Origin of the sequence: Blastococcus atacamensis (genome assembly GCF_002938425.1) — a bacterium.
Taxonomy (GTDB): domain Bacteria; phylum Actinomycetota; class Actinomycetes; order Mycobacteriales; family Geodermatophilaceae; genus Blastococcus; species Blastococcus atacamensis.
The window spans coordinates 110,722-121,448 of the sequence record NZ_POQU01000003.1 but is presented as its reverse complement, the minus strand read 5'-3'; the positions used below and the strand labels follow the sequence as shown (position 1 = coordinate 121,448).

General features: G+C 74.8%; 10 protein-coding genes and 1 pseudogene. 7 read left to right on the top strand and 4 right to left on the bottom strand.

Annotated elements, in window-relative coordinates; genetic code table 11:
* A pseudogene (locus C5508_RS01880) lies at positions 1 to 186 on the bottom strand (ABC transporter substrate-binding protein); the annotation flags it as partial.
* A 196-nt stretch (positions 187 to 382) separates the two neighbouring features.
* On the opposite strand from C5508_RS01880, the gene C5508_RS01875 reads away from it, so the two are divergent.
* A complete protein-coding gene (locus C5508_RS01875; protein ID WP_104523022.1) occupies positions 383 to 1,408 on the top strand; it encodes a LacI family DNA-binding transcriptional regulator in 1,026 nt (341 codons plus the stop codon).
* A gap of 17 nt (positions 1,409 to 1,425) precedes the next feature.
* Here the strand turns inward: C5508_RS01875 and C5508_RS01870 are convergent, their stop codons facing one another.
* Genes C5508_RS01870 through C5508_RS01860 form a run of 3 tightly spaced genes read right to left on the bottom strand, consistent with a single transcriptional unit; the run spans position 1,426 to position 3,883 of the window.
* Positions 1,426 to 2,631: a M20 metallopeptidase family protein gene (locus C5508_RS01870; protein WP_104523060.1), complete on the bottom strand. Its 1,206-nt coding sequence runs from the start codon at positions 2,629 to 2,631 to the stop codon at positions 1,426 to 1,428.
* An 11-nt stretch (positions 2,632 to 2,642) separates the two neighbouring features.
* A complete protein-coding gene (locus tag C5508_RS01865) occupies positions 2,643 to 3,188 on the bottom strand; it encodes a pirin family protein (RefSeq protein ID WP_104523020.1) in 546 nt (181 codons plus the stop codon).
* Positions 3,185 to 3,883, bottom strand: coding sequence for a phosphatase PAP2 family protein (locus tag C5508_RS01860; RefSeq protein WP_104523018.1), 699 nt, complete (start codon positions 3,881 to 3,883; stop codon positions 3,185 to 3,187). The genes C5508_RS01865 and C5508_RS01860 overlap by 4 nt, the downstream gene beginning before the upstream one ends.
* 45 nt (positions 3,884 to 3,928) lie before the next feature.
* Here C5508_RS01860 and C5508_RS01855 point away from each other — a divergent pair, with 45 nt between their 5' ends.
* The 6 genes from C5508_RS01855 (at position 3,929) to C5508_RS01830 (ending at position 10,604) form a co-directional block, all read left to right on the top strand.
* Positions 3,929 to 5,107: a PucR family transcriptional regulator gene (locus C5508_RS01855; RefSeq protein WP_104523016.1), complete on the top strand. Its 1,179-nt coding sequence runs from the start codon at positions 3,929 to 3,931 to the stop codon at positions 5,105 to 5,107.
* 146 nt (positions 5,108 to 5,253) lie between these two features.
* Positions 5,254 to 6,456 carry an acyltransferase domain-containing protein gene (locus tag C5508_RS01850; protein WP_104523014.1) on the top strand — a complete coding sequence of 401 codons (1,203 nt, stop codon included), beginning with the start codon at positions 5,254 to 5,256 and terminating at the stop codon, positions 6,454 to 6,456.
* Entirely contained in the window at positions 6,453 to 7,421 is a 969-nt protein-coding gene (locus C5508_RS01845; RefSeq protein ID WP_198597786.1) for a beta-ketoacyl-ACP synthase III, read from the top strand. Before C5508_RS01850 ends, C5508_RS01845 begins: the two co-directional genes overlap by 4 nt.
* A gap of 107 nt (positions 7,422 to 7,528) precedes the next feature.
* Positions 7,529 to 7,771: an acyl carrier protein gene (locus C5508_RS01840; RefSeq protein WP_104523012.1), complete on the top strand. Its 243-nt coding sequence runs from the start codon at positions 7,529 to 7,531 to the stop codon at positions 7,769 to 7,771.
* A gap of 136 nt (positions 7,772 to 7,907) precedes the next feature.
* A complete protein-coding gene (locus C5508_RS01835; protein ID WP_104523010.1) occupies positions 7,908 to 9,149 on the top strand; it encodes a beta-ketoacyl-[acyl-carrier-protein] synthase family protein in 1,242 nt (413 codons plus the stop codon).
* A 42-nt stretch (positions 9,150 to 9,191) separates the two neighbouring features.
* Complete coding sequence (locus tag C5508_RS01830; RefSeq protein WP_232796846.1) at positions 9,192 to 10,604, top strand: acyl-CoA carboxylase subunit beta; 1,413 nt, start codon at positions 9,192 to 9,194, stop codon at positions 10,602 to 10,604.
* Positions 10,605 to 10,727: the final 123 nt, after the last annotated feature.

The following is a 10,727-nucleotide window of genomic DNA, read 5'->3' as shown; positions in this document are numbered from 1 at the left end:
GTACAGGCCCGCGTTGTCGAAGTCGAACGTCCCGAACGTGCCGACGGTCAACGTCACCGGGGCGTCGGGGTCGTAGCTGCCCCCACCCCCGCCCCCGCCGTCGTCGCCACCGCCGCAGCCGGCGGCAAGCAGGCTGACGGCAACGGCCGCGCCGAGCGCCGCACTCCGCCTCCGGGAAACAGACATCAGTCCTCCTGTGGAAGTCGCCGAGCGCGCCTGCCCTCTGGCGGGCCGCTTGTGTGAGAACGCTCTCACGGGCGTGGCGACACAGTGGTCGTGGAGGCGAGTGACTGTCAAGTAACGAATCGGAAACACGACCATGACTACCGGCGGGCAGGGGGGCGGTCCACAATGGACGTCCTGTCCGCACCCGAGGAGGCCCATGACGAGCACCGGCGGTCGCATCGGTTCGCCCACCCTCGACGAGGTGGCCGAGCTCGCGGGCGTCTCCCGCGCCACGGTCTCCCGTGTCGTCAACGACTCACCCCGGGTGAGCCCGGAGGCCCGCGAAGCAGTCCTCCAGGCGGTGGAGCAGCTCCGGTACGTCCCCAACCGGCTGGCACGCAGCCTCGTCACCCGGCGCACCGACACCATCGCCCTGGTGCTGTCGGAATCGAAGACCCAGATCTTCTCCGACCCCTTCTTCGCCAGCATCGTCCGCGGCGTCTCGGCCGCTCTGGCCGACACCGAGCTCAACGTCGTGCTGCTGGCCGCCCGCGACGAGCGCGAGCAGGAGAAGGCCGGGCGATACGTCCGCCAGGGGCACGTCGACGGCGTGATCCTGATGTCCATGCACAACGACGACCTGCTCCCGGAGATCGTCGCCGAGGCGCACGTGCCGCTGGTGCTCTTCGGCCGGCCGCAGAACGGCCGGGCGGTGTCCTTCGTCGATGCGGACAACGCCGGCGGCGGAGCGCTGGCCACCCGGCACCTGCTGGGGCAGGGGCGCGCTCGGATCGGCACGGTCACCGGCCGCCATGACATGAACGCCGGGCTCGACCGGTTCTCCGGCTACCGGACCGCACTGGAGGAGGCCGGGCTGCAGGCGCGCGGTGAGCTCTGCGTCGAGGGCGACTTCACCGAGGCCGGTGGCGCGCGCGGCATGGCCAGGTTGCTGGAACAGGTGCCCGATCTCGACGCGGTCTTCGTCGCCTCCGACCCGATGGCCGTGGGAGCCCTGCGCACGCTGCACGCTGCCGGGCGCCGGGTGCCCGAGGACGTGGCGGTGGTCGGCTTCGACGACGCGCCGATCGCGCGCGAGTGCGACCCGCCGCTCACCACCGTCGCCCAGCCGCTGGCCGAGATGACCCGTCACATGACCGACATGCTGCTGCGCCAGATCGACGGCGATCCCGACGTCGAGGTGCGGGTGTGCGAGACGCATCTGGTGCGGCGCGCCTCGGCCTGACCCCAACCCCCGCCCGGTCAGCCGGTGAGCGCCTGCAGCGCCATCTGCGCGTAGAGCGCCACACCGGCCGGCAGCGGCTCCTCGTCGAAGACGACGAGGTTGGAGTGGTTGGCCGGCGCCGTGGCCGCATCGACGCCGGGCGGGCAGGCGCCCAGCCAGGCCATGACGCCGGGCACCCGCTGCAGGACGTAGGAGAAGTCCTCCGCGCCCATCAGCGGCGCCGGCATCAGCACGCTCGCCTGCCGGCCCAGCAGCTCGGCCGCCGTCTCCAGCACCTGGGCCGCGGCCCCGGGGTCGTTGACCGTCACCGGGTAGCCCTCGAAGTGCTCCCAGTGCAGCTCCATCTCGTGCGCCGCCGCGACGTGGGTGGCGACGCGTTGCACCGAGGCGACGACGTCGGCCCGCCGCTCCGCCGACAGGGTGCGGATCGTCCCCTGCAGCACCGCCGTGTCGGGGATGACGTTGTTCGTCGACCCGGCCTCGATGTGCGCGACGGTGACGACGGCGGGGTCGAAGACGTCGACGCGCCGGGTCACCATCGACTGCAGTGCGAGCACGATCTCGGCCGCCACCGGGATAGGGTCGGCCGCCATGTGCGGCTCGGAGGCGTGTCCCCCGCGCCCGCGCAGGGTCATCCGCCACTGGTCGGCCGCGGCCATGACCGGACCCGGCCGCAGGTTCACGGTGCCGCTGGGCATCGTGGAGGAGACGTGCAGGGCGAAGGCCCCGCCGACCGGCGCCTCGGGCACGACCTCGAGCAGGCCCTCGTCGAGCATGTAGCGGGCGCCGTGGAAGCCCTCCTCCCCCGGCTGCGCCATGAACACGACCTGACCGGCCAGCTCGTCGCGCAGCCCCGACAGCAGCCGGGCCGCGCCGACCAGCATCGCCACGTGGGTGTCGTGGCCGCAGGCGTGCATGGCGCCGGGCACCTCGGAGGCGAAGGGCAGCCCGCTGTCCTCGTGCACGGGCAGGGCGTCCATGTCGCCGCGGAGCAGGTAGGTGGGGCCGGGCCGAGCGCCGCGCAGCACCCCCACCACCGAGCTCGTCGTCGTCCCGGTGGTCACCTCGATCGGCAGCTCGGCGAAGGCCTCCAGCACGGCTGCCTGGGTCCTGGGCAGGTGCAGTCCGATCTCCGGGTGCCGGTGCAGCTGCCGGCGCAGCTCGATGGTCCGGTCGGCGTCGGAGTACGCGGCGGCGAGCAGGTCGGAGGAACTGGTCGGCATGCCCCCCACTGTCACACGGCCCAGGACGGTCGTCCGGCGTCGACCTGCCAGACGATCACCGTGGCCGGCTCGTCGACGCGCAGCGGCCCGGCGTCGGCCCGGGTGATGCCGGACCCGGTGGACACCAGCACGAGCCCGTCGGGGACCGCCGGCTCCTCCCCCGGCTCCGCGCGGCCCAGCCACAGCCGGGCGTCGGACCGCTGCAGATCCACCCAGCCGTCGGCGGCCCGCCGCACCTCGTGCGCGGTGGCCGCCTGGGGATCGGCGCTGCGCAGGTAGCACTGCAGCACCCGCGCACCGTCGTCGCCGGCCACCTCGTCGTGGGTCAGCCCCCGCCCGGCGCGCAGCACCGCGACGTCTCCCGCGGCGGCCGTAACGTCCGCCGCCCAGCGGTGCGTCACGCTCCCGGCCAGGACGACGGCGACGACGTCGACCGCCCGGTGGTCGTGCCGTCCGTAGCCGGCCCCGGGCGGCAGCCGGTCGTCGGCGATCCGCAGCAGCGGGCCCAGCGAGCCGTCCTCCGGGGCCAGCACGACGCGCTGGTCGAGCCCGCTCATCGCGGTGGGAGGGCGGCACGGCCACCCGGCAGGGCATCGAGGACGACGGCCACGAGCAGGCACCAGGAGAGCCCGAGTGCCCACCCGCCCAGCACGTCGGAGAGGTAGTGCACGCCCAGCCACATGCGGGTGAGCCCGACGAGCACGACCAGCAGCACGCCGACCGCCAGCCAGGTGCGCCGGGCGGTCGCGGTGAGCCACGGCCAGGCCAGCACCGAGGCGACGGTCACCAGGGCGACGATCCCCGACGAGTGCCCGCTGGGATAGCTCAGCGACTCCAGGCGGGCGCCTCCGTCGGCGAAGGGTGGGCGGATCCGTCCGAAGAGGTCCTTGAGCACCGCTGTCACCGGGGCGACGAGCCCAGCGGCCAGGACCGCCCAAGCCATCGTCCGCCAGGCCCGGCGGCGCGCCAACCACACGACCACGGGAAGGAGCAGCAGCAGCCGCACCGCCGACGAGCCCAGAGCGGTGAGGGCCTCGAGCAGCCAGTCCAGGGCCCGGGCCCGCCCGTCGCCGGCGTACAGCGCCTCGCTCACGGCGGCGTCCAGCCGCAACTGCGGTCCGAAGCCGCTGTGCACGCCGGCGCCGAGCAGCACCACCACCGCCACGCCGGCCAGCGTCGCCGCGACAAGGGAGACGGGCACGGGAGCACGCGCCCGGGTGACCTGCGCGGTGTCGACCGGGGGAACGCTCACCGGTCCACTCTCCCCCACCCGCGGATGCCGTGACACGCTGACCGGGTGAGCCGGGGGACCAACCACCCGCCGTCGGAGGCCACCCTCCGGCGCCTGGAGCGCGCGTCCGGGTCGCTGGCCACCCAGGCCGTCGCCCGGATGGACGAGGAGCTGTCCTGGTTCCGCGCGATGCCCGCCGACCAGCGTTCCTGGGTCACGCTCGTGGCCCAGGCCGGCATCGCGTCACTGGTGGAGTGGTGCCGCAGCCCCGGCCGTCCGCCGCGGCTGACCGGCGAGGTGTTCGGCGCCGCCCCCCGCGAGCTCGCGCGCACCGTGGCGCTGAAGCAGACCGTCGACCTGGTGAAGGTCACCGTCGAGGTGGTCGAGCAGCGGGTGGCCTCGGTCGCCGAGCCCGGTGACGAGGAGGCGCTGCGCCTCTCGGTGCTCCTGTTCAGCCGCGAGGTCGCCTTCGCCACCGCGCACGTCTACGCGAGCTTCGCGGAGAACCGCGGCGCCTGGGACGCCCGCCTCGAGGCCCTCGCGGTCGACGCGCTGGTGCGCGGGGAGCGCACCGACGAGCTGTCCGGACGGGCGGCAGCTCTCGGGTGGGCGGCCACCACCCCGGCGATCGTCGTGGTGGGCGCGGCGCCCACCGACGTGGAGGACCCGCACGCCGCCGTCCGTCGCGCGGCACGGGCGATGCGCTGCGAGGTGCTCGTCGGCGTGCACGCCGAGCAGCTGGTCGTCGTCCTCGGCGGCACGCACGACCTCGCGCTGGCCCCGGACCGGGTGAGCGAGGAGTTCGGCACCGGTCCTGTCGTCACCGGCCCCGTGGTCGACGGGCTGAGCCGCGCCGGGGTCTCCGCGGCGGCCGCGCTCGCCGGCCTGCGCGCCGCCCGGGCGTGGCCCGAGGCGCCGCGCCCGGTGCCGGCCGACGCCCTCCTCGCCGAACGGGCGCTGGACGGCGACCCCCTGGCCCGCGCGGCGCTGCAGGAGCGGGTGGCGGCGCCGTTGCGCGCCGCCGGCGGCGGGGTGCTCGAGACGGTGCGCGCGGTGCTCACCAGCGGGGGCAACCTGGAGGCCAGCGCGCGAGCCATCTTCGTGCACCCCAACACCGTGCGGTACCGGCTCAAGCGGGCCGCAGAGCTCACCGGGCTCTCGGCCACCGACCCGCGCGGCAGCTGGACGCTCCAGGTCGCACTCGCCCTGGCCGCCCTCGACGAGGACCGCTCCCTCTGGCACTGAGCGCGCGACCGTGAGAACCCCACCAGTGAGTGCACTGCCACGTCGTTGTTTCGCTGCATGTGTTGGAGGGTCCCCACAAAGATCACCAGTGGGCTTTCGTACCGCAGCCCACCGCGCCGGAGCCCGATCACTGGCAGGGTGAAGAAGTGCTCGCCGTCCTCGCCCCGGGTCAGGGTGCTCAGAAACCCGGGATGCTGACCGACTGGCTCGACGTCCCCGGCGCGGAGCCCTTCTTCCGCTGGGCCGGGGCGATCGCCGGCGCCGACCTGCTCGCGCTGGGCACGACCGGTGATGCGGAGGCGATCAAGGACACCGCGGTCACGCAGCCGCTTGTGGTCGCGATGAGCCTCTTCGTGGCCCGCGAGCTCGGCGGCCTGCCCGGGCCGGTCGTGCACTCGCCGCACGCCGGTCGCGACGTCGTCATCACCGGGCACAGCGTCGGCGAGCTCACCGCCGCCGCCCTGGCCGGTGTGCTCTCCGTCGAGGCCGCCATCGCGCTCACCGCCGTCCGCGGCCGGGCCATGGCCGCCGCCTGCGCGCTCACCCCCACCGGCATGGCCGCCGTCCTGGGTGGCGACGCCGACGAGCTGCAGAGCGCGCTCGACCGGCACGGGCTCACGGCGGCCAACCACAACGGCGGCGGCCAGGTCGTCGTCGCCGGCCCGGTGGACGGGCTGGCCGCGCTCAAGGCCGAGCCGCCGGCCAAGGCCCGGGTCATGCCGCTGTCGGTCGCCGGGGCGTTCCACACGTCCTACATGGCGCCCGCCCGTGAGGAACTCGAGGGCCTGGTCGAGGGGCTGCGTCCGGCCGACCCGAGCCGGTTGCTGCTCTCCAACGCCGACGGCGCCGCCGTCGCCTCGGGCGCCGAGGCGCTCTCTCGCCTCGTCAGCCAGGTGACCAGCCCGGTGCGGTTCGACGCCTGCCTGGCCACCATGCGCGACCTCGGCGTCACCGCGGTCCTGGAGCTGCCCCCGGCGGGCGCGCTGGCGGGCCTCGCGAAGCGGGAGTGGAAGGGCGCGGGGATCGAGATCCTCGCGATCAGCAGCCCCGCCGACCTCGACCGCGCCCGCGAGCTCATCGACGCCGAGCGCGGCCGGGCCGAGGCCGAGCACTTCCCCGACTGGCGCATGGTCGTCGCCCCAGCCCGCGGGACGGTGAGCCCGGCCCGGATCGACGAGGGCACGCACCTGCCTGCGGGCACCCCGCTCGGCTGCATCCGCGGTCGGCGGGAGGAGGTCAACGTCTCCGCCGCCTACGACGGCGTGCTCGCCGAGTGGCTGGTGCACGACGGCGACCTCGTCGACGCCGGTGACCCGATCGCCCGGCTCTACCCGGAGGTTTCCGCGTGACCCCCATCAAGCCGTCACAGGGTGCTTCCGGCGCCCGCATCCTGGGCATCGGCGCCTACCGGCCCCGCCGCCGGGTCACCAACGACGAGCTCGCCCAGACGATGGACACCAACGACGAGTGGATCCAGGGCCGCGTCGGCATCGCCGAGCGCCGGTGGGCCGCCGAGGACGAGACCCTCGTCGAGATGGCGGTCGCGGCCGGCGGCAAGGCCATCGCCGCCAGCGGTCTGGCCCCGTCCGAGATCGACATGGTCGTCGTCGCCAGCGCAAGCCTCCGGGTGCCGATCCCCGGCATCGGCCCGCAGGTAGGCCACCGGCTGGGCGTCAACCGCCCCGGCGCCTTCGACCTCAACGCCGGGTGCGCCGGGTTCTGCTACGCCCTCGGCGTGGTCGACAACGCGATCCGCACCGGGGCCGCGCGCAACGCCCTGGTCGTCGGCGTCGAGCGGCTCACCGACGTCACCGACCTCACCGACCGCGGCACCGCCGTCATCTTCGCCGACGGTGCCGGCGCGGCCGTCGTCGGCGCGGCCGACGAGCCGGGCATCGGGCCGGTCGCCTGGGGCAGCGACGGCGACCAGCACACCGCCATCGCCATCCCCGAGGGCCTGCCGCACATGACGATGGCCGGCCAGGCCGTCTACCGCTGGGCCACGACCAAGCTCACCGAGACCCTGCAGGCCGCGATGGACCGGGCCGGCGTGACCGCCGCCGACATCGACGTCTTCGCGCCGCACCAGGCCAACCTGCGGATCATCGAGTCGATGGCCAAGAAGCTCGGCTTCGGCGAGAAGACGGTCATCGCCCGCGACATCGTGCAGTCGGGCAACACCTCGGCCGCCTCGATCCCGCTGGCCCTGTCCGCGCTCATCGAGTCCGGCGAGGCGAAATCCGGCGACCTGGCGCTCGTCCTCGGCTACGGCGCCGGGCTGACCTTCGCCGGCCAGGTGCTGCGCCTCCCGTGACGCCGCTCCGGAGCGCCGCTCCCCCCAGACCCCGGGACACCTGGTCCCGGACGACGACGACGTCCCCGTCCGGGGCCGTCGTCCCATCCGAGAGAGAGGACCCCACGTTGGCCAGCACCCAGGAGATCCAGGCCGGGCTCGGCGAGATCCTGGAGGAGGTGGCCGGCGTGACGCCCGCCGACGCCACTCCGGAGAAGTCGTTCACCGACGACCTCGACGTCGACTCCCTGTCGATGGTCGAGATCGCCACCGCCGTCGAGGACAAGTTCGGCGTCGCCATCCCCGACGACCAGCTGGCGAACATCAAGACCGTCGGCGACGCGATCAGCTTCATCGAGAGCAACCAGTAGCAGCACCCCCTGCCCCCGCGCCCGCACGCCCGGCGCGGGACCTGCAGGGCCCCGGGTCCCGCCGGCCGATCGCCGGCGGGACCCCTGGCCCGACCCGACCCGGTCCACCGGCCGGCGCCCCGCACAAGGAGATCCCATGAGCGCGTCCACCTCCGACGTCGTCGTCACCGGCCTCGGTGCCACCACGCCCCTCGGCGGTGACGTGTCCAGCACCTGGGAGGCCCTGCTCGCGGGGCGTTCGGGCGTCAGCCGGATCACCGACGAGTGGGTCAAGGAGTTCCCGGCCCAGCTCGTCGCCCGCCTGGCCGCCGAGCCGACCGAGCAGATCGACCGGGTCCGCGCCCGGCGGCTGGACCGCAGCCAGCAGGTGGCCGTCGTCGCCGCCGAGCAGGCCTGGGCCGAGTCCGGCGCCGCCGACGCGGGCGTCGATCCCGAGCGGATCGCCGTCGTCTTCGGCACCGGCATCGGCGGCGCGCTCACCCTCCTCGGCCAGGACGACGTCCTCGAGGAGAAGGGCCCCAAGCGGGTCTCCCCCTTCACCATCCCGATGCTCATGCCCAACGGGCCCGCCGCCGCCGTCGGTCTGGCCATCGGCGCCCGGGGCGGCGTGCACGCCCCGGTGAGCGCCTGCGCCTCGGGCGCCGAGGCCATCCGCTGGGGCCTGGACCTGCTGCGCCTCGACCGCGCCGACATCGTGCTGGTCGGTGGCGCCGAGGCCTGCGTGCACCCGCTGCCCATGGCCGGCTTCGCCGCGATGCGCGCCATGTCCACCCGCAACGACGAGCCCGAGCGCGCCTCGCGGCCCTTCGACAAGGGGCGCGACGGCTTCGTCCTCGGCGAGGGCGCCGCCGCGCTGGTCCTGGAGCGAGCCGACTCCGCCGCTGCCCGCGGCGCCCGCGTGCACGCCCGACTGGCCGGCGCCGGCGCAACTGCCGACGGCTACGACCTCGTCGCCCCGCACCCCGAGGGCGAGGGCGCCGGCCGCGCGATCCGCGCCGCGCTGCGCGACGCCGGCCTCACCGCTGCCGACATCGGCCACGTCAACGCGCACGCCACCTCCACGCCGGTGGGCGACACCGCGGAGGCCTCGGCCATCCGCAACTCCCTCGGCGAGCACGTTCTGGTCAGTGCCACCAAGAGCCAGACCGGCCACCTCCTCGGCGCCGCCGGAGCCCTGGAGTCGGTGTTCGCCATCCTCGCGCTCCGCGAGCAGATCGTCCCCGCCACCGCGAACCTCGACGACCCCGACGACGACGCCGCCGTCCAGTCGCTCGACATCGTCCGCGACGAGCCGCGCAAGGCCGACCTGCGCGCGGCGGTCAACGACTCCTTCGGTTTCGGCGGCCACAACATCGCTCTGGTCTTCACCACCCCCTGACGACGGCGTCGCCGCCCAGGCCCCGCTTCCCGAGGAGATGCCGTGACCGCTGCCCCGGCCGCACCGACCCTGACCGCCCCCGACCCGCGGGACCCCGAGGACCGCCTCCAGCGGTTCCTCGACCCTGGCTCGATGCAGCCGCTGGCCGCCCGGGACGCCTCCGGGGTGATGGCGGCCCGCGGCACGGTCGACGGCAGCCCGGTCGTCGCCTTCTGCACCGACGCGACCGTCATGGGCGGGGCGATGGGCGTGGACGGCTGCCGGCACATCGTCGACGCCATCGACGCCGCGCTGCGGGAGCGGGTGCCGTCGGTCGGCATCTGGCACTCCGGTGGCGCGCGGCTGGCCGAGGGCGTCACCGCCCTGCACGCCGTCGGCGAGGTCTTCGCGGCCATGGTCCGGGCGTCCGGGCGGATCCCGCAGATCTCGGTGGTCCTCGGTGCGGCGGCCGGCGGCGCCGCCTACGGACCCGCGCTGACCGACCTGGTGATCATGGGCCCGGCCGGCCGCGTCTTCGTCACCGGTCCCGACGTCGTCCGCTCGGTCACCGGTGAGGTCGTCGACCAGGAGCAGCTCGGTGGCCCCGACACCCATGGCCGGCGCTCCGGCGTCGTGCACGTGGTGACCGACTCCGAGCCCGCCGCGCTGGAGACCGCCCGTCTCGCCGTCGACCTGCTGGCCGCCCAGGGCACGTTCACGCCGGCTGCGGACGAGGCCGACGTCGACCTCGCCGCCCTGCTGCCCGAGCAGCGGCAGCGCGCCTACGACGTCAAGCCGCTGATCTCCTCGGTGCTCGACGGTCCCGGCCTGGAGCTGCACCCGCGGTTCGCGCCCAACGTCGTCACCACGCTGGGCCGGCTGGCCGGACGCACCGTGGGCGTCGTGGCCAACAACCCGCTGCGGCTCGGCGGGTGCCTGGACTCGGCATCGGCGGAGAAGGCGGCGCGGTTCGTGCGGATGTGCGACGCGTTCGGCGTCCCGCTCGTGGTGCTCGTCGACGTGCCGGGCTACCTGCCCGGCGTCGGCCAGGAGTGGGACGGCGTGGTGCGCCGGGGGGCAAAGCTGCTGCACGCGTTCGCCGAGGCGGTCGTCCCGCGGGTGACCCTGGTGACGCGGAAGTCCTACGGTGGCGCCTACATCGCCATGAACGCCCGTTCGCTGGGCGCGACCAAGGTGTTCGCGTGGCCGGGGGCGGAGGTCGCCGTCATGGGCGCGAAGGCCGCGGTGGGCATCCTGCACCGCAAGAAGCTGGCCGCCGCCCCTCCCGGCGAGCGCGAGGCGCTGCACGCGCAGCTGGCCGCGGAGCACGAGCGGATCGCCGGCGGTGTGAACCGCGCTCTCCAGATCGGCGTGGTCGACGAGGTCGTGGAGCCGGCGCAGACCCGGCGTCGGCTCGTGCAGGCGCTCGCAGAGGCGCCGCTGGGCCGCGGGGCGCACGGCAACATCCCGCTGTAGCGGCCGCCGTGGTGATCAGCTGGGCTGATCACCACGGCTCCTGGCTCACGATCGACGGTGAGCCAGGACCACCGATGGTGAGCCAGGACGGGGAAAGGCCGTCCCGGCGCCGCTTCCCCGACG